Genomic DNA, 24,437 nt, shown 5'->3' on the forward strand with positions numbered 1-24,437 from the left:
CCGCGCCTCCGCCCCGAGCCGCGCGCTAGGAGTCGAGCGATGTCGCCCCTGCTGTTGGCCTGCCTGCTCGCCCTGCAACCGCCCGCTCGCGACAGCGTCGTCGTCCCTGTCGCCGGTGGCTTCCTCGAGATCGAAGTGGTGGCCGCGGACGTCATCCGGGTGGCGTTCGCGCCCGACAGCGCGTTCTTCGCGCGGAAGAGCCTCGCCGCGGGCGACCGCGCGCGCGAGAAGGTGCCGTACAGGGTCGTGCGCGCCGGCGGCGAGACCAGGGTCGAGACGCGTCGGCTGTCGGTGCGCGTGTCACGGGCCGGCGCCGTCGCCTTCTACGACGCGGCCGGCAGGAGGATCCTGGCGGAGACACCCGGCGGTCGCGAGCTCACGCCGGCCGAAGTGATGGGCGAGCGCACGTACCACGTGCGCCAGGTCTGGCAGGGGAATCCGGGCGAGGCGCTCTACGGCCTGGGGCAGCGGCAGGAGGGTCTGACGGATCTCAAGGGCTACGACCTCGACCTGTGGCAGCGCAACACGTCCGAGGTCGTGCCCGTCTTCGTATCGAGCCGGGGTTACGGCATCTTCTGGGACAACACCTCGTTCAGCCGCTTCGGCGATCTGCGCCCGTTCGTGCCGATCCCCGCCGCCCAGCTCCTGGACCGTGACGGCAGGCCGGGCGGACTGACGGCGACCTACTACGACGGAGCGGTTTTCGAGCGTCCGGTGGGCACGCGGGTCGATTCCGCGATCCTGTTCGCCACGCCGACCGACAGGACCGATCCGGCCGTTCGGCTCCATCCAGCGCTCCCCGCGCGCGGGCCCGTGAGCGCACGCTGGGAAGGGTGGATCGCGCCGCGCGCCACCGGCACCTGCCAGATCGAGCTGGTCGCGAACGAGGCGGTGAAGCTCTGGCTCGACGACAAGCTGGTGATCGACGATGCGCGCTCCTGGTGGCTGCCGTGGCGCGGCGTCGCCAAGGTCCGGCTGGCCGCCGGGCGGCGCCACCGCGTGCGCCTCGAGTACACGGACGTCGAGGGCGAGGCGGAGACGGTGCAGCTCAGGTGGAAGCCGCCGGCGCCGACGGCCAACCCGTCGCTATGGTCGGAGGTCGGCGACGGCGTGGACTACTACTTCCTCTATGGCCCAGCGCTCGACCGCGTGATCGCCGGCTACCGCCGGGTCACCGGCCGGGCGGCGATGCCGCCCCGCTGGGCCTTCGGCTACTGGCAGAGCCGCAATCGCTACGCCACGTCGCAGCAGAGCCTCGACGCCGTCGACGAGTTCCGGCGCGCGCGGATCCCGCTCGACGTGATCGTGCAGGATTTCCAGTACTGGAAGCCGGACCAGTGGGGCTCGCACGAGGCGGACTCGGCGCGGTTCCCCGACGTGCCGGGATGGCTCAGCGCCATCCACGACCGCCACGCTCGGCTCCTGATCTCGGTGTGGGGCAAGTTCTATCCGAACACCCACAACGCCGAGGAGATGCAGTCGCGCGGCTTCCTCTACCAGCAGCCGCTGCGGGCGGGCGTGAAGGACTGGCTGGGCTACCGCTACACCTTCTACGATGCCTTCAACCCGGATGCGCGCCGGCTGTTCTGGGATCAGCTGCGGCCCGCGCTGTTCGACAAGGGCGTGGATGCGTGGTGGCTGGATGCCACCGAGCCCGACATCCTGCCGGCCTGGGACCTGGAAGCGCAGCGCAACGCCATCAACCCGACGGCGCTCGGCTCCGGCGCCCGGATGCTCAACGCCTATTCGCTCGAGCAGGTCGCCGGCGTGTACGAGGGCCAGCGCCAGGCGGCCCCGGACCGCCGGGTCGCGATCCTGACCCGCTCCGCGTTCGCGGGGCTGCAGCGCTACGGCGCGGCCATCTGGTCGGGCGACATCGCCTCGGCCTGGCCGACCATGCGCAAGCAGATCGCGGCCGGCCTCGGCTTCTCCATCAGCGGCACGCCGTACTGGACGATGGACGTGGGCGGCTACTGGCCGCAGCCGCGTTTCCGCGCCGAGCCCATGGCGCCGGCGGACGCCGAGGAGTGGCGCGAGCTGAGCGCGCGCTGGACCGAGTTCGGCGCGCTCGTTCCGCTCTTCCGGGCCCACGGCGAGGCGCCGCCGGTACGGGAGATCCCGCGGTTCGGCGACACCACCGCGGCGTATCACGCGATGGTCTACTGGGATCGGGTGCGCTACCGCCTCCTCCCGTACATCTACTCTCTGGCCGGAGCGGTCACCCAGGACGGCGCGACGATGATGCGGCCGCTGGTCATGGACTTCCCGGCCGATACGATCGCTCGCGAGGTGACCGACCAGTACCTCTTCGGCCCGGCGCTCCTGGTGAACCCCGTCACGGAGTACCGCGCTCGCAGTCGCACGGTCTACCTGCCGCCGCCGACCTGGTACGACTTCTGGACGGGGAAGCGCCTGGCCGGCGGACGGACGATGGAGGCCTCGGCCCCGTACGACCGCATTCCTCTGTACGTGCGCGCCGGCTCGATCCTGCCGGTCGGACCGGAGCTGCAGTACGCCGACGAGAAGCCGGCCGACCCCATCACGCTCGTCGTCTACGCGGGCGCCGACGGCCGCTTCTCGCTGTACGAAGACGACGGCGCCAGTTACGGCTACGAGCGCGGCCAGTTCGCCCGCATCCCGCTCCGCTGGGACGAGCGCAGCCGCACGCTCGTCATCGGCCGGCGCGAGGGGTCCTTCCCGGGGATGCTGGAGCGCCGGAGCTTCCAGCTGGTGTTCGTCTCGCAGGACCGCCCCGTCGGCTTCGGCTTCGAGCTGCCCTCCGATCGGACCGTCAGCTATGTCGGGGAGGAGCTGCGCATCCGGGCGCCGTGAGGACGGAGGCTCGCTGCCCCCAGCGCGAGCCGGCGCCCGGACCTCAGCGCGAAGCGGTCAGGACCGGCGACTCCCGGTAGAGCGCGGGGAACGTCGCGCGCAGGTGGTCCACCTTCGGCAGATCGTTGATGACGATGTAGGGGTCGTGCGGGTGGTGGTACGCGTAGTCCTGGTGGTACTCCTCGGCCCGGTAGAATCCGCCGAACGGCGCCACCTGCGTCACGATCGGCCGCGAGAACTCGTGCGCCTGGGTCAGGCGCGTGATGACGGCCTGCGCGTCGCGCCGCTGCTGGTCGTTCAGGTAGAAGATGGCGGACCGGTAGCTGCTGCCGACGTCCGGACCCTGGCGGTTGAGCTCGGTCGGGTCGTGACCCACCAGGAAGAAGACGTCGAGCAGCTTCTGGTACGTCACCACCGCGGGATCGAAGGTGATCTCGACGGACTCGGCGTGGCCGGTCGTCTCACTGCCCACGGCCTGGTAGCTCGCCGTCTCCGCCGTGCCCCCCGAATAGCCCGCGACGACCTGCGTCACCCCTTTGACGTGCTCGAACAGGTTCTGGATTCCCCAGAAGCAGCCGCCGGCCAGCACCGCCGTCTGGCGTGTCGCCTGGGCCGAGGCCGATGCAGCCACGAACGCCAGCATGGCGCTCCAGGCGAGAAACCGCGCGCTCCTGTGCATTGCACATCTCCTACTGGAGGAGTCGGTAATCTAATCAGGCGGGCAACCGCCCGTTCGCGTTGGCCGGCCGGTGAGCGCCGGTCACCAATGGACGGTCGTTGCCCGCAGGACGTGGCCGCCGCGATCGGGCGCGGAGCCTCCCCGGCCCGCGAAATAGCGATCCCTGATGGCAGCCGCTCCGAGATCCTCGATGTCGCGATACCCCAGGGCCATCAGCCTGGCGTGGAGAGCATCCGTCTCGAAGTGACTCCTGAGGGCCTCGCCCACGGAGGCGACGCGCGAGGCGAGCGCCCGATGCGCGGCGGCGTACCCCTCGTGGCCGCCGCTCGAGGACGGGGGATTGCCGTAGTCGAACACGACGTGAGCGCCCCCGGACACGCCGGCGATGAAGCCCAGGGTCGAGAAGACGGCCTGCTCCGTCAGATACGGCACGACGCCCAGCCAGGTGAAGAAGGTCTGTTGCGCCGGGTCGAAGCCGGCGCCAGCCAGGCCGTCCGCCAGCGTCTGCCGCTCGAAATCGATCGGAGCGAAGGTGAGCGCGCCGGGCACCTCGATGGCCGCATCGGCGAGCCGTCGTCGCTTCCAGGCCTGGGTTGCCGGATGATCGACCTCGAAGACGCGCAGGCGCGTCCGTGCCAGGTCGGTGCGGTACGCGTAGGTGTCGAGACCTGCCCCGAGCACCACCAGCTGGCGGACACCCTGTACGACGGCAGCGGCCAGCGCGTCCTCGGCAAACCGGGTTCTCACGGCGATGAACAGGCGCAGCCCTCTCGTGGACGGGTCGTCTTCCGCCCGGCCGACGACCGCCTCGGCGTCCACGCCCAGAATGCGCACGGCCAGGGGATCGGCGAAGATGAACCCGCGTTCCAGGACCTGATGGGCGGCGCGGTGTCGGGCGGCGCCCAGTGCGGTGCGGCTCGGCTGTCCTAATTCCACGGGCCACGCGCGGGAGCCCACCCGGGCACTTCCGCCTCCGCGGTCTGCCGTTGCGCGATCAGCCTGCTGAGACCCGGGGCCCAGTCGCTCGCTCGCCCGGGCCTTCGCGAGCAGACGCTCCGAAACCCACGCGCTCCTCGAGCTCGCCGACCCTCGTCGGCAAGGCCTCCAGCGTCTGTTGGCGCTGCGGCATGGGACCTCCGCCGGTGATTCCCGTCGAGCGCACCTGTCACGCGCCAGTCTCCGTCAGCTTCCCGGCAACCTCGGAGCGAGGAAGCTCGTCTGCTCCCGCGGCCGGACGCAACCCTCCGGCGAGCCACCGCGGTCGGCGAGACGTGAGATGCTCGTGGGGATCCCGCAACTGGCGGACCGCATCCGCGCGCCGTGAGCAACTCCCGCTAGATTCTCCGGCGTGAAATCCAGCGTCCCGCGCCACTCGCGCGCTTCGCCACCGCCGGTCCGCTTCGCGAGCGGAGCCGCCGCGCGATGACGTTGGTCTCGCTGGCCGGCGTGGCGGTGCGCTTCGGCGACCGGGAGCTGCTGCGGGACGTGACCTTTCTCGTCGAGCGCGGCGAGCGATGGGGCATCCTCGGACGCAACGGCTCCGGCAAGACGACGCTCTTCAACCTGATCCGCGGCGACCTGACGCCTTCGAGCGGCACTGTGGCGCGCTCGGCCGGGCTGCGCATCACGGTGATGGACCAGTACCGCGATTTCGGCGACGCGGTGACGGTGTGGGAGGCGGCGGCGGGCGCCTTCGCCGACCTGTTCGCGCTCGAGCACTCGCTCGCCGAGCAGGCCGCGGCCATGGCCGTGGCGGGGGATGCGGTCACGCCGGCGATGTTGGAGCGCTACGACCGCGACCTGCACCGGTTCGAGCGCGAGGGTGGCTACGAGGCCGCGGCACGGGTGGACGCCGTCCTGCACGGCCTCGGCTTCGACCCGGACGCCTCGCGCGCCCGCCCGCTGGCGACCCTGAGCGGCGGCGAGCGCGGGCGCGTGGCCCTGGCCTGTCAGCTCGCGGCCCCGGCCGACCTGCTGCTCCTCGACGAGCCCACCAACCACCTCGACCTCGAGACCACGCTGTGGCTCGAGGGATATCTGCGCGGCCTCGATGCGACCGTGCTCCTCGTCACGCACGACCGGGCGCTCCTCGAGGCGTTCGCCGATCACGTCCTGCACGTCGAAGGGCGAACTGCGACCGCCTATGCCGCGGGGTACTCGGCCTTCGTCACCCAGCGCGCCGAGCGCCGGCTCGCGGCGCAGCGCGCGTACCAGCAGCAGGCGTCGAAGCTCGCGAAGGAGGAGGACTACATTCGCCGCAACATCGCCGGGCAGAACAGCCGCCAGGCGGTGGGGCGGCAGAAGCGGCTGGCGCGGCTGCCGCGGCTCGGCCCGCCGCCGGGCGAGGACGACGTGATGGTCGTCCGGCTCGAGGCGAGGGAGCGTGGCGGCGACCAGGTGCTCGTGGCAGCGGGTGTGCGCATCGCATTCGGCCCGCGGGTGCTGCTCGACGGCTTCGGCGCGACCGTGCGGCGCGGCGAGGCCGTGGGGCTGGTCGGGGCCAACGGCGCCGGAAAGTCCACGCTCCTCAAGGTCTTCACGGGGGAGCGCGCGCCCGAAGCGGGCACGCTGCGCATCCCCGATTCGGTCTCCCTCGCGCACTACCGTCAGGACCTCGCGCAGGTGCCCGAGGAAAAGACGCTTTACGAGGCGATCGCGGACCAGCGCACGCGCTGGACGCGCGGCCAGGTGCAGGGCCACCTCGGGCGCTACGGGTTCTCGGGCGACTCGGTGCTGCGGCGGTGCGGGACGCTGTCGGGGGGCGAGCGGGCGCGGATGGCGCTGGCGCTGATGGAGCTCGAGGGCGCCAACCTGCTGGCCTTCGACGAACCGACCAATCACCTGGACGTGGAGTCCATCGAGGCGCTCGAGGAGGCGATCGGGGAATTCGACGGCACCGTGATCCTGGTGAGCCACGACCGTGCGCTGCTTCGGGCGCTGGCGACCCGCGTCTGGGTGCTGCACGGCGGGCGCATCACCGACTACCCCGGCACGTTCGCGGAGTGGGAGGCGGCCAGCGCCGAGCGCGCGCACGCCGCGCGCGTCGCGGCTGAGGAGGAGGAAGCCGGCCGGCGGGTGAAGGAGCAGCGCCAGATGCGCCGCGGGCAGGACACGCGCAGGCGCGAGGCGTCGGCCCAGCGCGCGGCGCGCCGCGCCCTCGAGGAGGCCGAGGCTGAGGTGACGCGGGCCGAGGCCGAGGTGCAGCGGCTCCAGGCGGCGCTGGCGGACCCCGAGCTCTACCTCACCGGCGACGGCGTGCGGCGTGCGGCGGCGCTGGGCAAGGAGCTGGAGGCGGCGCAGCGCGCCCTCGAGACGGCGTTCGCGGCCTGGGGGGCGCTGAGCGGCGAAGCGTAGAGCTGGAAGCGACACGCGTCAGCCCGCGGCGCGGCGCGGGTCCGACCTTTCCGAGTGGGACGCCGGCAATTGGCCCACGACCCGAGTAGCGGCCGTCCTCGACTATCGGCGGTGTGAGCCCGCGCGGATCCGATGGCAGTGGCCCGGTTCTTGAGGTTGGGGCAGTACCGACCGGGCTGCCCCGGCCGTCCGCGCGGGGCAATGCCCTGCGAGCCCACGAGTGCGGCGCGCCCCTGGCGCCGCCCGCCACCGCCAGAATCCCCGGGACACCCGACCCGGGGGAGGTGAAAAGACGATGATGCGACCGACCGTCCGCCGTTCCCGCGTGCTCTTCCCTCTCCTTCTCACCCTGACCATCGCCTTCTCCGCCACCCTCGGCGCCCAGCAGCCGGCGCAGGAGCAGCACCCGCCGAAGACCTTCACCGACGTGACGGTGCTGCCCGCCACGCCCGTGAAGGACCAGGCCGGCACGGGGACGTGCTGGGACTTCTCCACCCTCAGCATGCTGGAGTCCGAGTTGCTGCGCATGGGCAAGGGGGAGTACGACCTGTCGGAGATGTTCATCGTGGACCACGTGTACCGCGAGAAGGCCGACGCCTACTACCGCATGCACGGCAACAACACGTTCGGGGAGGGTGGGCTGGGCCACGACGTGCTCAACGCCATCGCGAGGTACGGCATCGTCCGCCACAGCGACTTCTCCGGGCTGTGGCCGTACGAAACCCGCCACAATCACGCCGAGCTGCAGAGCGTGCTCCAGGCCGATCTGGACGCGGTGCTCCACTCGAGGCCCGGGCCCTCGCCCAAGTGGGAGCGGGGCTTCGACGCGCTGCTGGATGCGTACCTGGGGCCGCTGCCCGACACCATCCGCGTGGACGGACGCGCCGAGACGCCCAGGCAGTTCGCCGCTCAGCTCGGGATCGACCCTTCCGCCTATGTGTCGATCACGTCGTTGACGAACATGGCCCTGTGGCAGCAGGGCGCGCTCGAGACGCCGGACAACTGGGCGCATGACGACAGGACCTGGAACCTCCCGCTCGACGACGCGATGCGCGTCCTGAGGCATGCGATCGAGAGCGGCTACACGGTGGCGATCGGGGCCGACGTCAGCGAGCGCTCCTTCGACCAGAAGGCCGGCTACGCGACCTGGCACGAGGGGGAGACGATCACGCCCGAGGCGCGGCAGGCCGGCTGGGACCGGTGGACCACGACCGACGACCACGGCATGCACGTCGTCGGCATCGCGCACGACTCGAGCGGCGCGGTCTACTACAAGGTCAAGAATTCGTGGGGCGACGAGGGGCCGTACCACGGCTACATCTACATGTCGGAGAACTACATCCGCGCCAAGTTCGACATGCTCACGCTGAACAAGGCCGCGCTGCCGCAGGACATCCGGAGCCGGCTCAAGATCTGACGGACAGCCTCGGCCTGGCAGGGACGGAGGCGCGCCGGGTGCGGCGGAGGTGAGCGCCGCACCCGGCGCCGGCAATGCACGCCGGACGAGTCAGTGCTCTTGGAACGGTCACGGTTCCCCTCCTCGTTTCAGAGACACCGGGATCGGCCGTGCTCCCGCGCAAAACGCCCCCCGTGAAGGAGGCGTCAAGGACGCGCGCCCGCGCCCGCGGCGGGCGCCGGACGGCGGCACTCGATCAGCGGCGGCGGCCTCGCCGCGGCGGGCGCTTCCTGCGCTCCTCCGTACGCGGGTTCCCTCGGCCGCGGCCCTGCGGCAGGGCCATCAGACGCCGGTTCTCGGCCGCGATCTGATTCCAGACGACCTGCAGTCGAGGTGGTACCAGTCGCCAGGCGGCCGGCCCGTGCGAGCCTTCGAAGTCGAGGTGCTCGAGGTACGAGGCTCGGAAGGCGGCGGCAAGCCCGGCGTCCGCCTGGGCAAAGAGCCGGTCCGCGAGCTTGAGGCAACGTTCACACGTGCTCAAGTCGCCACGGCCCTTGGCGGCCTGGGTGAACAGGGCGAACGCGTGGAGCGCGCCGTCGGGGTCTGCCAGATCGCCGCGGAGATCGGGGAATTCCGCCAGGAGAGAGGCGACGAGATCCTGATGAGCATGTGTCGCCGTGCGCTGCTGCCGCGGCGAGCCCGTCGCAGCCGGGGGACCGGCGACCCCACGAGTTCGTCGTGACGCGGAGTGGGGGTCGCCGGCGCCCTCTGCGTGGGACGCAGCGTCCTCGGACCCTCCCCGTTGACCCGTGCGCGCCGTCATGCCGGCGTGATCGCCACTTTGAGCACTCCTGCCGTCGCGGATTCCCGCTCGTTCGATACTAACCCGGGTCGCACCCGCCGTTCCTCGGAGTCGTCATGCGAGTTATTGGCGCCCCGTCTCTCTCCTGCCCAACCCGAGCTCGTGCCACTCGTACCAGCTCCACTCGCCGCATTGCTTCCGCGGGCACTGCACCTGCACCCGCCGCCCGTCTCCTACCTCGAGGCGCTCCGGAACGGGAAACGTCACTTCGCAGTGCTTGCATCTCACCGTTGGGGCACGACGCCTCAGTGCCACGGCGCCCTCACGGCTCGGCGAGCAGCGACGTCGGCACTCGCACGGCTTGCACCCCGCGGGCCGGTGGGTGCCGCGCCCGGCTTCGGGTCGGCGGGATGCCCCTCATACGAGACGAAATGGATCGAGCGCCCGCCATGAACGAGGCGGTGCTGCTGCGTCTGGCACGTACCCATGTCGCCTTAGTAAGCCGGGCTGAGAGGAAGGTGTGGGACGTGCCCGGCCTGGTGAGACCCCGCAATCTATCCGGTTCTCGGGGATTCCGCTCGGATGCGCCGTGCGGCCGCGCACCCGAACGGGGCTCAGGGGTCCGCGGCTCGCAGGCCGGTGCTGCCGCACGGTCCTTCCTCTCCGATCACGGTCGGTCGAAGCGATCCAGGTTCATCACCTTGTTCCAGGCCGCCACGAAGGCGTCGACGAACCTCCCCTGGGCGTCCGCGCTTCCATGGACTTCAGCCAGGGCGCGGAGTTGAGCGTTTGAACCGAAGATCAGATCGACACGCGTGCCGGTCCACTTGAGCGCGCCCGTCTTGCGATCACGGCCTTCGAACACGTCCGCATCCTTCGAGACGGGCTTCCACTCCGTGCCCATGTCGAGGAGGCTCGTGAAGAAGTCGTTGGTCAGCGTCCCCGGCCGCTTGGTGAAGACGCCGTGCTGGTTCCCTCCGACGTTGGTCTTGAGGACGCGCATGCCGCCCACCAGCACCGTCATTTCGGGCGCGGTCAGGGTCAGCAATTGCGCCCTGTCCACCAGCAGCGCTTCCGCCGACACGGTGAACCTGCCCTTGAGATAGTTGCGGAAGCCGTCCGCGCTGGGCTCGAGCACGGCGAAGGACGCCGCGTCGGTCTGCTCGGGCGAGGCGTCCATCCGTCCCGGCGTGAAGGGAACCGTCACGCGGTGCCCCCCCTTCTTCGCCGCTTGCTCGACGCCGGCGCACCCGCCCAGCACGATCAGGTCGGCCAACGAGACCCTCTTCTTGCCCTTCTGCGCGCCGTTGAACGCCTTCTGGATGCCTTCCAGCTTCTTGAGCACCTTGGCGAGCTGGGCCGGCTGGTTGACTTCCCAGTCCTTCTGCGGCGCCAGGCGAATGCGGGCGCCGTTGGCGCCGCCGCGCTTGTCGGAGCCACGGAACGTGGACGCCGACGCCCACGCGGTCGACACCAGCTCCGAGACCGACAGGCCGGACGCCAGGATCCTACCCTTCAGCGCGGCGACGTCCCGCGCATTGATCAGCGGGTGATTCACCGCGGGAATGGGGTCCTGCCAGATGAGCGGTTCGACCGGAACCTCCGGGCCGAGATAGCGCGCGCGCGGGCCCATGTCGCGGTGCGTCAGCTTGAACCAGGCCCGGGCGAACGCGTCCGCGAACTGATCCGGGTGCTCCATGAACCGCCGCGCGATCTTCTCGTAGGCGGGGTCGAACCGCAGCGACAGGTCCGTGGTCAGCATGGACGGCGCGATACGCTTCGACGCGTCGTGGGCATGTGGAACCGTGCCGGCACCCGCGCCACCCTTCGGCGTCCACTGCTGGGCGCCGGCCGGGCTCTTCGTCAGCTCCCATTCGAAGCTGAACAGGTTCCAGAGGAAGTTGTTGCTCCACTTCGTCGGCGTGGTGGTCCAGGTGACTTCCAGGCCGCTGGTGATCGCATCCCCGCCCTTGCCCGTGCCGAACCTGCTCTTCCAGCCCAGGCCCTGCTCCTCGAGCGGGGCCGCTTCCGGCTCGGGCCCCACGTTGGTCGCAGGGGCGGCGCCGTGCGTCTTGCCGAAGGTGTGGCCGCCCGCGATGAGCGCCACCGTCTCCTCGTCGTTCATCGCCATGCGGGCGAAGGTCTCGCGGATGTCCCTGGCCGCGGCGATCGGATCCGGCTTGCCGTTCGGGCCCTCCGGGTTGACGTAGATCAGGCCCATCTGCACCGCGGCGAGAGGATTCTCGAGGTCGCGGTCGCCGGAGTAGCGCTGGTCGGCCAGCCACTTCTCCTCGGCACCCCAGTAGACGTCCTCGTCCGGCTCCCAGACGTCCTCGCGCCCGCCGCCGAAGCCGAACGTCTTGAAGCCCATGGATTCCAGGGCGACGTTGCCCGCCAGGATCATCAGGTCGGCCCAGGAGATCCTCTCGCCGTACCTCTGCTTGATCGGCCAGAGCAGCCGGCGCGCCTTGTCGAGGCTGACGTTGTCCGGCCAGCTGTTGAGCGGCGCGAAGCGCTGCTGACCCCTGCCGGCGCCGCCGCGGCCGTCGCCGACGCGGTACGTGCCGGCGCTGTGCCACGCCATCCGGATGAACAACGGCCCGTAGTGACCGAAGTCGGCCGGCCACCAGTCCTGCGAGTCGGTCATCGCCGCGCGGAGGTCCTTCTTCAGCGCCGCGAAGTCGAGCTTCTTGAACTCCTTGCGGTAGTTGAAGTCGCTCCCCAGCGGATTGGACCTGGACGAGTGCTGGTGCAGGATTCTCAGGTTCAGCTGATGCGGCCACCAGTCTCGGTTCGTCGTGCCGCCGGCGGCGGCGTGATCGATCGGGCACTTGGCTTCGTTTGACATGGGCTCTCTCGTTTCGTCGTTGGCGCTCAATTACTCGGTTCGCTTGGCTCTGCGTCTCGGGCGGGGGCCGGTCCGCGCTTGTGGCGCCGCCGAGCGCCGTGAGATCCGGGCAGCCGTCGCCTTCCTCTGGCACGCGGCACACAGGCCGGAGAAATAGATCGAGTACCCCCGGATGGCGAACCCCCGTCGGCGCACGTCCGGCGGCCGTATCCGGTGCTCGACGGCCTCATCGTCCACATCGATGAGGCGGTCGCAGCGCTGACACACGAGGTGGTGATGCCGGGACGTCCGCGGGTCCACCCGGCTCGCGGCGCTCGGGCTGCACGCCTTGGCCAGCACGCCCACCCGCACCAGGGTCTCGAGCACCCGGTACACCGTGGTGCGGGAGACGCCGGGCAGCGTGTCCTTCACCGCCGCGTACACCTGATCGGACGTCGGGTGGTCGGTGCGGCCGGCGAGGACCTCGAAGATGCGGCGACGCTGGACCGTGACCGGAAGGCCGTGAGCGCGGCAGGCGGCTTCAAACTGCAGCGTGCGAGCGGGCGGGGCCATGGCTCTCCTCGGATGCGCCTGCTGCGCCGGGGGGCTCGGTCCAGAAGCATCGTTGGTAACCAATACCATTCGATGTTTTGTGTCAACCGACAGGGTCTCCCGGGTCGTGGGGCAGGCTCGCCCTGGCGCGACCGCCACCACCCTTCCCGGCGCTCCTGGCGCCGCCGCTCACGCGGCGCCCGGCGGTCGAGGTTGACGACGCGCGGCACCAACGATAACGTGGGCCCATGAATCCCGAGTGTCATTCTCGCCATTGGCACACCCACCAGCCGCGCGCAACCGAGTGGTCCACGCCGCCCCTGGCGGTCCACATCCGCAAGCTCCTCGTGCGCAGCGGGCTCGCGGTCGGGACCGCCATGATCATCGGGGGCGCGCCGGCGACAGCGCAAACGGGGTTGCTGGTCGTGGCGCACGGGGCCGACTCGGGCTGGGACGCGCTGGTTCGCGAGACGGTGGCGCAGGTGCGCTGGCCCCACGGTCCCGTCGTGACCGCGTTCCTGATGGCGCAGCCCTCGGAAGCCCCGTGCTGGGACAGCGCGTCGCCACGCTGGTGCCGAGGAGTTGCACTCGTTCAGCGACGCGCCCGGCGCGCGCGTCCAGGCGCAGTGATCCCGAGGAGAAGCCGATGCTCATCTCCAAGCCGATGAACGCGCTGATGAACACCCAGATCGGGCACGAGTTCGGCGCGTCGCTCCAATACGTGAACATCGCGGCCCACTTCGACGGCGCGGGTCTCCCGGTCCTCACGCAGCACTTCTTCAAGCAGGCGGAGGAGGAGCGCGGTCATGCGCTGAAGTTCGTGCGCTACATCCTCGACGCGGACGGCCGCGTGGCGATTCCGGCGGTTCCGGCGCCGCGCGCCCAGTTCGCGTCGGCCGAAGAGGCAGTGGCCCTGGCGCTGGAGTGGGAGTACACCGTGACGAAGCAGATCAACGGGCTGCTGGATCTCGCGTCGAGCGAGCGCGACTACGTGGCGCACGACTTCCTGGAGTGGTTCGCGCGCGAGCAGCTGGAGGAGTGCAGCAGCATGGACACCCTGCTCAAGATGGTGCGCCGCACCGGCGAGTCGGGGCTGATGCTGGTCGAGAACGCGCTCGCGTCCGGCCGCGCGATGAGCCAGGGGAGCCAGCCGGGAGGCGGCGCATAGGCACCGGTCCGTAGCGTGGCCGGGGGCGGCGTCGGCCGCCTCCGGGGCGTTGCAGGTGGACAGGCGGGACCAGGCGGCTAGACTCCGGTGGTGCGCGGCTTCGGATGCCGCGCGGGAGCGTCTCGCGTGTCGCGTCGCCGGGCTCTCTTCTGGACCCTCGCCCTCGCCGTCGTCGGCTTTGCGGCGCTGCGGGCCGGCGTGTTCGCGCCAGGGCCGCCGGCCGCGCCGGCGGCGCGGGCCGGGCGCGATGCCCCGACCCCTTCCGACCCGAACGCACCCACACTCCGCGTCCTGTTCATCGGCAACAGCCTGACTTACGCTCAGAATCTCCCCGCAATGATCCAGGGGCTGGCGCGCACGGCGGGCGTCAACCTGGTCTACGAGCAGCACGCGCCCGGAGGAGCGCGGCTCATGAACCACGCCGCCGACCCTGAGGTCCGCGCGCTCCTCGCCCGCGGGGGATGGGACGCGGTCGTGCTGCAGGAACAGTCGGAGTGGCCCGCGTTCTCCGACGAACAGGTACGCAGCGGGATCGAGCCGTACGCCGACACGCTCGCCGCCGAAGCGCGCGCCGCCGGCCCGTCGGTCCGGCTCCTGCTATACGAAACGCCGGCGCGGAGGGACGGCGACTCGGCCAACGTCGCGGTATCGCCCGAGATGGCCACGTACGAGGGGATGCAGCGTCGGATCAACCGGACCTACGAGCGCCTGGCGACGCTGCTGCGGGCTGCGGTGGTGCCGGCCGGCGCGGCCTGGCGCGTGGCGCGGCGCGAGCACCCCGAGATCAACCTGTACGCCGACCCCGTGCACCCCGGTCGCGACGGCGCCTACCTCATCGCGTGCGTCTTCCACGCCGTGCTCCTGACGCGGTCTCCCGTCGGCTCCGGCTACACGGCGGGACTCGAACCCCCGGTGGCCGCCGCGCTGCAGGCGATCGCGTGGCGTGCCGCGAGCGAGGAGGCGCGTGGACCGTGAGCGCTAGAACCCCTTGAGCGCGTCGGCCTCCGTGGCGAACACGGCGAGAATCGTCGAGAACCCGGAGATGTCGAACACCTCCTGGACCGTCTGGTTCAGGCCGAACAGGCGCAGCGCGCCCCCCGCCCCGTTCAGGCGCTTGGCCGTGCCGAGCAGGACGCGAAGTCCGGCGCTGCTGATGTAGTCGAGCGCCGTGAAGTCGACGACCATTTTCCGCCCGCCACTCGCGAGCATCCCGTCGAGCGCCTGCTGTGCCTGCGGCGAGGTGTTGCTGTCGAGATTCCCCGCGATGCCGACGACAGTGACGCCGTGCTCGATGCGCGTGGTGATGTTCATGGACCGTCCTCCGCGTCAGCCGCCGTTCGCCCACCTGCCAGGAGCTTCGCCAGCACGACGACGTTCCGACCGGCACGCCGCTGATAGCTGACCTCGTCCATCAGCCGCCGGGCCAGGTGAATGCCGAGCCCGCCGACCTGCCGCTCCTCCACGGAAAGTGCGGTGTCAGGGGCAGCCACGTCCAACGGGTTGAAGGGCGCGCCGTCGTCGGTGAGCGTGACCGACAACCGGTCCGTGCGCAGCTCTACGGCGATGGTCATCTCGCCGCCCTCCCGCCCGGCGAATCCGTACGAGATGGTGTTGTTCAGGAGCTCGTCGAGGACGACGCTCATGCTGCGCCGGATCCCGGCCGGCACCGCGTGCGCGTCCGCGAACTCGGCGAGCGCCGTCTTGACCCTGGCGACCTCACCGGGATCGGCGCCAATCGTCATTCGGAGGCTTGGCCGCATTCTCGTCCTCCGGCGTGCCGCGGGCCGACCCCGCCGGCGCCGTAATATGGTCACCCCGCTCCCCTTCGGCGCGGGGGGCCCTCGCGGGGCGGTGGGAGGTCGCCGCCGCCGCGAACCCGGCATTGCAGAGGGGCGTCTCCCGGTGCACGTTCCCACGGCAATTCGGCTGGCCCGCCGAGGGCGCCGCCGATCGCAGGCACCCCTCCAACCTTTGGCGGTCTGAGTTGTAATTGAGAGTGACACCTGCTGCGGCGGACGAAGAGGACCGCGCCCTGGTCGCGCGGTACCTGGAGGGTCACGGAGACGCGGCGAGCGGTCTCGTCGACCGCTACCAGATGCGCCTGTTCAACGTCGCGCTTCGGATGCTGGGCAACGTGCAGGACGCCGAGGACGTCACGCAGACGGTGTTTCTCAACGCGTTCGTGAACCTCCGGACCTACGACCCGAGGTACAAGTTCTTCAGTTGGATCTATCGCATGACCGTGAACGAGTCGTTGAACGCGCTCAAGCGCCGGAAGCCGACGGTAACGCTGGACGACGAGCTGGACATCCGGGCGCCGGGAGCCGCGGCCGATGGTGCGGCAGAGGTGGAGGACCGCGTCGGGAGGGCGTTGATGGGTCTGAAGCCTGACGATCGGGCGGTGGTCGTGCTCAGCCACTTCGTGTCCTTCTCCTACCAGGAGATCGCCGACGTGCTGGAGATTCCGGTCCGCACCGTCAAGTCGCGCCTCTTCACCGCGCGGGAACGGCTGCGGCTTACGCTTCGCGAACGGGTACGGTAGCCATGTTGAACCGCGACCAGATCGAGTTGATTCATCAGGAGATGGATGGTGCCAACACTGCGGAAGGGAGTGCCGCCTTCCGGTCGTTGGTGGAGAAGGATCCGGAAGCCAGGGCGCTGGCGGCCGAGCTGCGCCAGGTCGCCGGGCTGTTCGACGAAGTGGGGGCGCGCGAGCCGCCGCCGCAGCTCAAGCGGGCGATCCTCGATGCGCTGCCACAGCCGGCTCGAGCGTCACCAGGGACCGCGACAGCGTGGATGACCCTGCGCACGATCATGGGAAGGGCCGTTGGGGGCCTGAGACTCGGAACTGAACGCATGGAGGAGGCGATCATGACCAAGAAGGCGATGCTCATCGGTGGCGCCGCGGTGGCGATCGTGGTCGTCATCGCCGGGATCGTGACCGGCTTCCCCCCCGGCAGCCACGAAGCCGGTACGATCGGCGGGGTCGAGCCGGCGGCGCGGTATCATGGCCGGAACATGACCGAGGCCGACGTGACGCTCAAGAACCCCGAGATCCAGGCACTGTTCCAGAACGACCAGGTTCTGCAGCTGGTGCGGAGCGACGCGTTCCGGCAGGCCATGCAGAACCAGGCGTACCGGGTGCTCCTGGCCAGCGACGCCTACCGGCAGATCGTCGCCGGCCAGGCCTATCAACAGGCGATGGCCAGCCAGGCCTACCAGCAGGTGATGGCCAGCCAGGCCTACCAGCAGCTCATGGCCAGCCAGGCGTACCAGCAGCTGATCGCCAGCCAGGCGTTCCGGGACCTGCAGGCCAACTCGGCGTACCAGCAGGTGATGGCCAGCCAGGCCTATCAGCACGCGATCGCCAGCCAGGCCTATCAGCAGCTGATGGCCAGTCAGGCGTTCCGGAATCTGCAGAACAACTCGGCCTACCGTGACATGATGGCCAGCCAGGCCTTCCGCGACGTCCTGGCCAGCCAGGCCTACCAGCAGCTGATGGCCAGCCAGGCCTACCAGCAGGTGATGGCGAGCCAGGCATACCAGCAGCTGATGGCCAGCCAGGCGTTCCGGAATCTGCAGAACAACTCGGCCTACCGTGACATGATGGCCAGCCAGGCCTTCCGCGACATCGTGGCCAGCCAGGCGTTCCGGACGCTGCAGGCGAGCGAAGCGTTCCGCACTCTGGCGCAGAGCCAGGCGATGTCCCAGGCGTTCATGCGCGAGGCGAACCGCAGCCAGAACTGAGCTGACCCACGGGGATCCCGGCTCGCTCTAACGGGAGCCGGGATCTCCGAGTAGTTTCTTTCCCCCTCTGACAATGCACAGACTCCGATTCGTCCTGGCCCTCCTGGCCTGCGTGCGGCTATGCGCGCCCTCCGATCTCGCCGCGCAGTTCCAGACGCTCGAGACCCGCGACCTGCGGCTGGTGTGGACCTCGCCGCTCCAGTCCTACCTGGTGCCTCAGGTGGTCGGAGCCTTCGAGAACTCCCTTGAGTTCCACTCCCGCCTCTGGGACTGGTCGCCTCGGGGCAGGATCGACGTGCTGATGCACGATCTGTGGCACTATGGCAATGCGGGAGCGAGTCCACTGCCGGAGAACCACATCACCGTCGGGCTCGCACCGTACGAGACGGATTACGAGTCGGCGCCGGCGCAGGAGCGGATCATCTCCTCGCTCAACCACGAGATGACCCACCTCGTGACCACCGACAAGGCCACCGCGTCGGACCGGTTGTTCCGATCCATTTTCTTCGGCAAGGTCACGCCCAACCCGGCAGCACCGCCGTCCATGCTCTACGGCTACCTGACCGTGCCGCGGTGGTATTCGCCGCGGTGGTATCTGGAAGGGATCGCCGTCTATCTCGAGACGTGGATGAACGGGGGCGTGGGACGCGTGAACGGCCCCTACGACGAGATGGTGTTCCGCACCCTCGTCCGCGACAGCGGCCGGATCTACGACGTCGTCGGGCTGGAATCGGAAGGGACGACGATCGACTTCCTGGTCGGGGCCAACTCCTATCTCTACGGCACGCGCTTCGTCAGCTATCTGGCGCTGCGCTACGGCGACGACAGCCTGCTGGCGTGGTTCAACCGCAGCGAGGGCAGCCGGCGCTACTTCTCGTCGCAGTTCCGGCAGGTGTACGGACGGTCGCTCGAGGACGAGTGGTCGCGATGGATCGCCTGGGAGCGCGACTGGCAGCGCGCCAACCTCGCGGCGATCCGGCGGCACCCGGTCACCACGGCCCGCCCGGTCTCGAACCGGGCGCTGGGCGCCGTCTCCCGGGCGTACTACGACTCGGCGAGCCGGAACCTCTACCTGGCCCTTCGCTATCCGGGCCAGGTCGGCCACATCGCCGCCATCAACCTCGAGACCGGCAAGCTCACCAACCTCCGGGAGGTGATGGGGGCCGCGGGACTCTACGTCACCTCGCTGGCGTACGATCCGGCGTCACGCACCCTCTTCTACACGACCAACAACGCCAACTGGCGGAACCTCGTCTCGGTGAATCTGGCGTCCGGCCGGTACGAGGTCCTGATGAAGGACGCGCGGGTCGGGGATCTCGCCTTCGACCCGGCGGACAGCTCGCTGTGGGGCGTCCGGCACGACAACGGGTTCTCGACCCTGGTCCGCATTCCGCCGCCCTATCACGAGTGGCATCAGGTCCGCACCCTGCCGTACGGGCGGGACCTGTTCGACCTGGACGTTTCGCCGGACGGATCGACCCTCGTCGGCTCGATGTCGGAGATCAGCGGCAGCCAGCGGCTGGTGAAGACGGACATCCCGGCCCTCGTGGCCGGGGACACGACATTCCAGACCCTGTACGACTTCGGCGACGCGGCGCCGTTGAACTTCGTGTTCTCGCCGGATGGCAGGTACCTCTACGGCTCTTCGTACTACTCCGGAGTCGCCAACGTCTATCGCTATGACCTCGCCAGGCAGGACATCGACGCTCTGAGCAACGCGGAGACGGGCTTCTTCAGGCCGGTCCCCGTCTCCCGGGATTCCATCCTCGTCTTCGAGTACACACGCTGGGGATTCGTGCCCTCGCTGATCGCGAACCGCGCCGTGGACAGCGTGAGCGCGATTCGCTTCCTCGGGAAGGAGATCGCCGACACGCGTCCCGACGTGCAGTCGTGGATGGTGCCGCCCGCGTCGCGGGTGAACCTCGACTCGGTCACGATCTCGCAGGGACCCTACCGGTCGCTGCGCAACCTCAAGCTGGACAGCGCGTATCCGGTCGTGGAGGCGTATCAGGACGCGGCCGGCACCAACGCCGTGGCGGGCGGCATGCGCATGAACGTGTCCGACCGGATCGGCACGACGGCGGCCGACATCACCGCGACATACTCGCCGGACCGTCGCCTGTCGTCCGACGAGCGCCTGCACGTGCGCGCGAACTTCCACTACTGGAACTGGCAGGTCTCCGCCGCCCTCAATCCGGCCGACTTCTACGACCTCTTCGGGCCCACCAGGGTGAGCCGCAAGGGCTACTCCCTGGGGGTGCAGTACCAGGGCAACCTCCTCTATGACGAACCGAGGAGACTGTCCTACACGCTGGCGGCGGCGGGCTACGGCGACCTGGCGACCTTGCCGGAGTACCAGGGCATCGCGGCGCCCTTCAAGACGCTCCTGTCGTTCTCCGGCGACCTCGCGTACACCTCCCTGCGGCGCTCCCTCGGGGCCGTCCAGGACGAGCTGGGGACGACCTGGGGAGCGAGCGTCAGCGGCAACGAGGTGAACGGGAGGCTGTATCCCCGCGTGAGCCTGGATGCGTCCAGGGGGTTTCTGCTGCCGCTGGACCACTCGTCGCTGTGGTTCCGGGCCTCGGCGGGAACGGCGCTGGCCGGGGCCCGGACCGATCCGTTCGCCGACTTCTTCTTCGGCGGGTTCGGCAACAACTGGGTGGACTACCGCGACATCCAGCAGTTCCGGAACGTCGAGAGCTTCCCGGGCACGGACATCAACAGCATCGGCGGCGCCAACTACGGCCGGGCCCAGGTGCAATGGGTGACGCCGCCCCTCCGGTTCCGCCGCATCGGGATCCCGAGCTTCTACCTGCAATGGGCCGACCTGTCGCTGTTCGCAACGGGGCTCTCGGTCAACGTGGACGACGCGGCGGCCCGAAGCACGCTGGCGAGCGTCGGCGCGCAGCTCGACGTCCGGCTGAACACCCTCTCCCATCTCGAGTCCACGTTCTCGACCGGGTTCGCCGTGGCCCAGCAGCAGGGCGGCCCGCGCCGCTCCGCCTGGATGTTCTCGTTCAAGATCATGTGACGACCGTCCTCGCGGTTGCCGTCAGCATCCTCCCGGTCTTTCTGTTCCTGGGAGCCCTGGTCCTGATCGACAGCTACAAGCTCGTCGCGCTGCGGGCCGTCCTGCTGTCGGTCGCCGCCGGCATGGTCGCCGGCCTCGCCAGCTACGGGGTGAACGTCTGGCTGCGGCCCGCCCTCGAGCTGGACTGGGACCAGTACTCCAGGTACGTCGCACCGGTCGTCGAGGAGTCGCTCAAGGCCGGTTTCGTCGTCTACCTGCTGCGGATGAGCAAGGTGGGTTTCGTCGTGGACGCCGCCATCCACGGATTCGGCATCGGCACCGGCTTCGCGTTCCTCGAGAACCTCTACTACCTGCAGGTGCACCCCGACGCGACGCTCTGGACCTGGGTCGTGCGGGGGTTCGGGACCGCGATCATGCACGGCGGCGCCACGTCCATCGTGGCGATGGTCTCCAAGACGCTCCATAACCGCCCCGACGCCTTCCGGCTCCACCTCCTGCTGCCCGGACTCGCCGTGGCGGTGGTCCTGCATTCGCTGTACAACCACTTCCTGCTGCAGCCGATCCTGGCCACGGCGTTGATCGTGCTGGTCTTCCCCGCGCTCTGCGTCGCGGTGTTCCAGCAGAGCGAGCGTCAGACGCAGGCCTGGGTGGGAGCGGGGTTCGACACGGACCAGGAGCTGCTGCGGGTCATTCGTTCGGGGCAGGTTTCGCTCACACCGGTCGGGACGTACCTGAAGACCCTGCGCAACACCTTCTCCGCGGAGGTGATCGTGGACATGATGTGCCTCCTGCGCCTGCGCGCCGAGCTCGCCATCCGCGCCAAGGGTGTGCTGATGATGCGTGAGGCCGGGTTCGAGGCCGCGCCGGATCCCACGGTGAAGAACAAGCTCGAGGAGCTGCGATACCTGGAGACGAACATCGGGAGAACGGGGCTGCGCGCCCTGCATCCGTTCCTGCACACCAGCACCCGGGACCTCTGGCAGCTGTCGGTGATCGACGGATGACCACCCCACGCAGCGTGCCCGACGCCGAGAGACTCGCGCGCGAGATGGAAGTCGCGCGCAACATTCAGCGCGACTTCCTGCCCGAAGCGCTTCCGGTCGCGATGGGGGTGCAGCTGGAGGCCGCGCTGCAGCCCGCCCGCGAGGTTTCCGGCGACTTCTACGACGCGTTCGTGCTGCCGCCGGCGGGCACGATCGTCACCGTCGTCGGCGACGTGTGCGACAAGGGTGTCGGCGCGGCGCTGTTCATGGCCCTGTTCCGCAGCCTCATCCGCGCCTCCGCCGACCCGATTGGCGGCGGCGCCATCCAGATGATCGGCGGACGTCGCACCCTGGTTCGGCAGGCGCTGGAGTCCGCCTCGGCGGCCGACCTGCTGGTCCGGGTCGCGGGCTTCACCAACGACTACATCGCGCGTCTGCACGGGCGCACCAACATGTTCGCCACGGTCTTCCTGGGGGCGCTCGATCCCCGGGACGGGCAGCTCGACTACGTCAATGCCGGCCACGAGCCGGCCCTCGTCATCGCGCCGGACGGCACCATCCGGGAGCTCAGGCCCACGGGCCCCGCCTTGGGGCTCCTGCCGGAGGTCGAGTTCAAGGCGAGCCAGGCCAAGCTCGAGCGAGGCCACAGCCTCTTCGCGTTCACCGACGGGCTGGTGGAGGCGCGGGGCCCGGGCGGCGAGGCCTTCGGCGCCGAGCGTCTGCGGGACGCCCTTCGGGCGAACAACACGACCGCCTCCCATCTCGTCCGCGGAGTCCTGGAAGCCCTTGCCGCGTTCACGGGGCAGGCCGAACCCCACGACGACGTGACGCTGCTCGCCGCGATGCGCACGAGCGGCTGACGGGTCGCGGGAGAAACGTCGGGAGGTCGTCCGGGACTTGCGGTTGCGACCGGACTGGGCCCAGACTGTCGTTAGGCCGCGTCGTAGACATGGGCCATCCGTGACGTGAGAGCGTCACTGCCGCCGCATTCGCGGAGCAGGGAACGATGACCGACAACCGCGAACCCACGTCACCACCGCCGCTACCATCCCTCCTCCGCAACTGGCTGAGCACCGCCGGCATCATCCTGGCGGCCTCGAGCTTCTTCGCCGCCGTATGCCTGATCGCAATCGACTACTTCGGCAGCTTCAAGAACCCCTATATGGGGATCCTGACCTATCTCGTCGCTCCGGCCTTCCTCGTCGCGGGACTGCTCCTGATCGCCGCGGGCGCCCTCGGGGAGCGCCGGCGGCGCCGCCGGATGCGCCCGGGCGAGCTCCCCCGCTACCCCCGCCTGGATCTCAACGTGCCACGCCAGCGACGCGCATTCATCGCCGTCAGCGTGGCGACGTTCCTGTTCCTGATCCTCACCGCGCTGGGGAGCTACCGGACCTACCAGTTCACCGAATCGGTGGCGTTCTGCGGCACGACGTGCCACACCATCATGCGGCCCGAGTACACCGCCTACCAGGAGTCGCCGCACGCCCGCGTCGCCTGCGTCCAATGCCACATCGGCCCCGGCGCGGGCTGGTTCGTGAAGTCCAAGCTGTCCGGCGCCTATCAGGTGTACGCCACGATCGTCGACAAGTATCCCCGCCCGATTCCGGCGCCGATCAAGAACCTGCGGCCGGCCCAGGAGACGTGCGAGCAGTGCCACTGGCCGCGCAAGTTCTACGGTGCGGCCGAGCGGGTGATCCCGCATTACCTCCCCGACGAGACCAACTCGCCGTGGACGATCCGTTTGCTGCTCTACATCGGCGGCGGCGACCCCGCCTTCGGTCCGGCCGGCGGCATCCACTGGCACATGAACATCGCAAACCGGATCGAGTACGTCGCCACCGACAGCCAGCGTCAGGACATCCCGTGGGTGCGCGTGACCGACGCCCGCGGGAACGCGACCGTGTACCAGTCCACCGTCAGCCCGCTCACGCAGGCCCAGCTCGCCGCGTCACGTCCGCGAACCATGGACTGCATCGACTGTCACAATCGGCCGACGCACATCTACAACCCGCCGCTCACGTCGGTGAACCTCGCGATCAGCACCGGTCGCATCGACTCCACCATCCCCTTCATCAAGCGCCAGGCCGTCCGGGCGTTGACAGCTCCGTACGCCAGTACCGCCGCCGCGTTCAGCGGCATCTCCACCGGGTTGACGGCGTTCTACGACTCCGCCTACCCGGGACGGCCGGCCGCGGCGACCGCGCGCCTCCGCCGGGCGATCACGGCGGTGCAGATCGTCTATGCGCACAACTTCTTCCCTGGGATGAAGGTGGACTGGCGCGTCTACCCCGACAACATCGGGCACCAGAACTCCCCCGGCTGCTTCCGCTGCCACGACGGTAACCACGCCAGCGCCGATGGACGGACGATCCGTCACGGTTGCACCACCTGCCACGCGATCGTCGCCCAGGGCCCGGGCCAGGCGGCGGCCACCGTCGCCGCAACCGGGCTGGACTTCCAGCACCCGGTGGACATCGGCGGGGTCTGGCAGACGATGCTGTGTTCGGACTGCCATCACGGCGCCGTGGTGGAGTAGCCGGCTATCGGGCGGCCGGATCCCGGAGCACGGGGGAGTGCAACCTGGCGGTGGCCGGGCAACGGCACCGCAGCTCCGGCCACGCCGCGTGGGCCGCGGGGACGGGCGGCCCGCAGCCGGCGATCGCCATCCTCGGGACGTCTCCGAGGTCCTGCGGCGTTACCGGAGGCCGCCCCAGCTCGGGATCGAGCAAGGCTCCTCCGCTTGCACCCACCTGGTGGCGCGCCGGCTAGGGTGGCGGTCGCCTATCAGCCATGGCTCCAACTGGTGAGCAGGGGCGGCGAGCTCGCGGCCGTAGTGTCCTCTTCATGAGTGCTCCTGTCGCGGACGCCCGGCGGTGCTCCTGCCCAGCAAGGTGGAGAGATCGCAGGTCGCCAGGTCGCCGATCTGCTCGACCGTGAGATCGGCCGCGGGATACGCGGCGAGGTTGTGCGGGTCGAGCGCGTAGTGTCCCTGACGGGGGAAGACCGTCGTCACGCGGTCGCCCCAGACACTCTTCATCGCTGCCAGGATGCGCTGCTTGTCATCGA

General features: G+C 69.8%; 19 protein-coding genes. 12 read left to right on the top strand and 7 right to left on the bottom strand.

What is annotated here, in order from left to right; all coding sequences use genetic code 11:
- Positions 1-39 precede the first annotated feature (39 nt).
- Positions 40-2,832: a TIM-barrel domain-containing protein gene (locus tag VMF70_04880; GenBank protein ID HTT67342.1), complete on the top strand. Its 2,793-nt coding sequence runs from the start codon at positions 40-42 to the stop codon at positions 2,830-2,832.
- A 43-nt stretch (positions 2,833-2,875) separates the two neighbouring features.
- Here VMF70_04880 and msrA read toward each other — a convergent pair whose 3' ends face one another.
- A complete protein-coding gene (gene msrA / locus VMF70_04885) occupies positions 2,876-3,511 on the bottom strand; it encodes a peptide-methionine (S)-S-oxide reductase MsrA (GenBank protein HTT67343.1) in 636 nt (211 codons plus the stop codon).
- A gap of 81 nt (positions 3,512-3,592) precedes the next feature.
- Complete coding sequence (locus tag VMF70_04890) at positions 3,593-4,468, bottom strand: SAM-dependent methyltransferase (protein HTT67344.1); 876 nt, start codon at positions 4,466-4,468, stop codon at positions 3,593-3,595.
- Between the two features lie 465 nt (positions 4,469-4,933).
- On the opposite strand from VMF70_04890, the gene VMF70_04895 reads away from it, so the two are divergent.
- The 3 genes from VMF70_04895 (at position 4,934) to VMF70_04905 (ending at position 9,003) form a co-directional block, all read left to right on the top strand.
- The gene (locus VMF70_04895) at positions 4,934-6,865 is read left to right on the top strand and encodes an ABC-F family ATP-binding cassette domain-containing protein (protein ID HTT67345.1); all 1,932 of its coding nucleotides are present in this window, start codon (positions 4,934-4,936) and stop codon (positions 6,863-6,865) included.
- A 295-nt stretch (positions 6,866-7,160) separates the two neighbouring features.
- Positions 7,161-8,282: a C1 family peptidase gene (locus VMF70_04900; GenBank protein ID HTT67346.1), complete on the top strand. Its 1,122-nt coding sequence runs from the start codon at positions 7,161-7,163 to the stop codon at positions 8,280-8,282.
- A 400-nt stretch (positions 8,283-8,682) separates the two neighbouring features.
- Positions 8,683-9,003 carry a hypothetical protein gene (locus VMF70_04905; protein ID HTT67347.1) on the top strand — a complete coding sequence of 107 codons (321 nt, stop codon included), beginning with the start codon at positions 8,683-8,685 and terminating at the stop codon, positions 9,001-9,003.
- 727 nt (positions 9,004-9,730) lie between these two features.
- On the opposite strand, the gene katG is transcribed toward VMF70_04905, so the two are convergent.
- A complete protein-coding gene (katG, locus tag VMF70_04910) occupies positions 9,731-11,911 on the bottom strand; it encodes a catalase/peroxidase HPI (GenBank protein HTT67348.1) in 2,181 nt (726 codons plus the stop codon).
- Between the two features lie 30 nt (positions 11,912-11,941).
- Positions 11,942-12,463 (bottom strand): transcriptional repressor, encoded by a 522-nt coding sequence (locus VMF70_04915; protein HTT67349.1) that lies wholly within the window; start codon positions 12,461-12,463, stop codon positions 11,942-11,944.
- Between the two features lie 625 nt (positions 12,464-13,088).
- Between VMF70_04915 and VMF70_04920 the strand changes: the two genes are divergently transcribed.
- Together VMF70_04920 and VMF70_04925 are read left to right on the top strand one after the other, a co-directional pair.
- Positions 13,089-13,610, top strand: a complete 522-nt coding sequence (locus tag VMF70_04920) for a ferritin (GenBank protein ID HTT67350.1) — start codon at positions 13,089-13,091, stop codon at positions 13,608-13,610.
- Between the two features lie 126 nt (positions 13,611-13,736).
- The gene (locus VMF70_04925; GenBank protein HTT67351.1) at positions 13,737-14,585 is read left to right on the top strand and encodes a DUF4886 domain-containing protein; all 849 of its coding nucleotides are present in this window, start codon (positions 13,737-13,739) and stop codon (positions 14,583-14,585) included.
- Positions 14,586-14,588: 3 nt separating this feature from the next.
- On the opposite strand, the gene VMF70_04930 is transcribed toward VMF70_04925, so the two are convergent.
- Both VMF70_04930 and VMF70_04935 read right to left on the bottom strand, forming a co-directional pair.
- Positions 14,589-14,921 carry an STAS domain-containing protein gene (locus tag VMF70_04930; GenBank protein ID HTT67352.1) on the bottom strand — a complete coding sequence of 111 codons (333 nt, stop codon included), beginning with the start codon at positions 14,919-14,921 and terminating at the stop codon, positions 14,589-14,591.
- Entirely contained in the window at positions 14,918-15,352 is a 435-nt protein-coding gene (locus VMF70_04935) for an ATP-binding protein (protein HTT67353.1), read from the bottom strand. Before VMF70_04935 ends, VMF70_04930 begins: the two co-directional genes overlap by 4 nt.
- A 254-nt stretch (positions 15,353-15,606) precedes the next feature.
- Between VMF70_04935 and VMF70_04940 the strand changes: the two genes are divergently transcribed.
- The 6 genes from VMF70_04940 (at position 15,607) to VMF70_04965 (ending at position 23,907) form a co-directional block, all read left to right on the top strand.
- Positions 15,607-16,152, top strand: a complete 546-nt coding sequence (locus VMF70_04940; GenBank protein HTT67354.1) for a sigma-70 family RNA polymerase sigma factor — start codon at positions 15,607-15,609, stop codon at positions 16,150-16,152.
- A 2-nt stretch (positions 16,153-16,154) separates the two neighbouring features.
- Positions 16,155-17,357, top strand: a complete 1,203-nt coding sequence (locus tag VMF70_04945) for a hypothetical protein (protein HTT67355.1) — start codon at positions 16,155-16,157, stop codon at positions 17,355-17,357.
- Positions 17,358-17,430: 73 nt separating this feature from the next.
- Positions 17,431-20,388, top strand: a complete 2,958-nt coding sequence (locus tag VMF70_04950; protein HTT67356.1) for a hypothetical protein — start codon at positions 17,431-17,433, stop codon at positions 20,386-20,388.
- Entirely contained in the window at positions 20,385-21,392 is a 1,008-nt protein-coding gene (locus tag VMF70_04955; GenBank protein HTT67357.1) for a PrsW family glutamic-type intramembrane protease, read from the top strand. Before VMF70_04950 ends, VMF70_04955 begins: the two co-directional genes overlap by 4 nt.
- Entirely contained in the window at positions 21,389-22,231 is an 843-nt protein-coding gene (locus VMF70_04960) for a PP2C family protein-serine/threonine phosphatase (protein HTT67358.1), read from the top strand. The genes VMF70_04955 and VMF70_04960 overlap by 4 nt, the downstream gene beginning before the upstream one ends.
- Positions 22,232-22,377: 146 nt before the next feature.
- Entirely contained in the window at positions 22,378-23,907 is a 1,530-nt protein-coding gene (locus VMF70_04965; protein ID HTT67359.1) for a NapC/NirT family cytochrome c, read from the top strand.
- A gap of 306 nt (positions 23,908-24,213) precedes the next feature.
- On the opposite strand, the gene VMF70_04970 is transcribed toward VMF70_04965, so the two are convergent.
- Positions 24,214-24,437, bottom strand: a 224-nt coding sequence (locus VMF70_04970; protein ID HTT67360.1) for a hypothetical protein, incomplete at its 5' end; no start/stop codon positions are given.

Source organism: Gemmatimonadales bacterium, assembly GCA_035502185.1.
Classification (GTDB): Bacteria; Gemmatimonadota; Gemmatimonadetes; order Gemmatimonadales; family JACORV01; genus Fen-1245.

Bases quoted from the DNA above. Each gene is read 5' to 3' on its own strand.
- katG (HTT67348.1), bottom strand. From the start codon at position 11,911: ATGTCAAACGAAGCCAAGTGCCCGATCGATCACGCCGCCGCCGGCGGC.
- VMF70_04920 (HTT67350.1), top strand. From the start codon at position 13,089: ATGCTCATCTCCAAGCCGATGAACGCGCTGATGAACACCCAGATCGGG.
- VMF70_04915 (HTT67349.1), bottom strand. From the start codon at position 12,463: ATGGCCCCGCCCGCTCGCACGCTGCAGTTTGAAGCCGCCTGCCGCGCT.
- VMF70_04945 (HTT67355.1), top strand. From the start codon at position 16,155: ATGTTGAACCGCGACCAGATCGAGTTGATTCATCAGGAGATGGATGGT.
- VMF70_04880 (HTT67342.1), top strand. From the start codon at position 40: ATGTCGCCCCTGCTGTTGGCCTGCCTGCTCGCCCTGCAACCGCCCGCT.
- VMF70_04930 (HTT67352.1), bottom strand. From the start codon at position 14,921: ATGAACATCACCACGCGCATCGAGCACGGCGTCACTGTCGTCGGCATC.
- VMF70_04900 (HTT67346.1), top strand. From the start codon at position 7,161: ATGATGCGACCGACCGTCCGCCGTTCCCGCGTGCTCTTCCCTCTCCTT.
- VMF70_04965 (HTT67359.1), top strand. From the start codon at position 22,378: ATGACCGACAACCGCGAACCCACGTCACCACCGCCGCTACCATCCCTC.
- VMF70_04895 (HTT67345.1), top strand. From the start codon at position 4,934: ATGACGTTGGTCTCGCTGGCCGGCGTGGCGGTGCGCTTCGGCGACCGG.
- msrA (HTT67343.1), bottom strand. From the start codon at position 3,511: ATGCACAGGAGCGCGCGGTTTCTCGCCTGGAGCGCCATGCTGGCGTTC.
- VMF70_04960 (HTT67358.1), top strand. From the start codon at position 21,389: ATGACCACCCCACGCAGCGTGCCCGACGCCGAGAGACTCGCGCGCGAG.
- VMF70_04935 (HTT67353.1), bottom strand. From the start codon at position 15,352: ATGACGATTGGCGCCGATCCCGGTGAGGTCGCCAGGGTCAAGACGGCG.
- VMF70_04950 (HTT67356.1), top strand. From the start codon at position 17,431: ATGCACAGACTCCGATTCGTCCTGGCCCTCCTGGCCTGCGTGCGGCTA.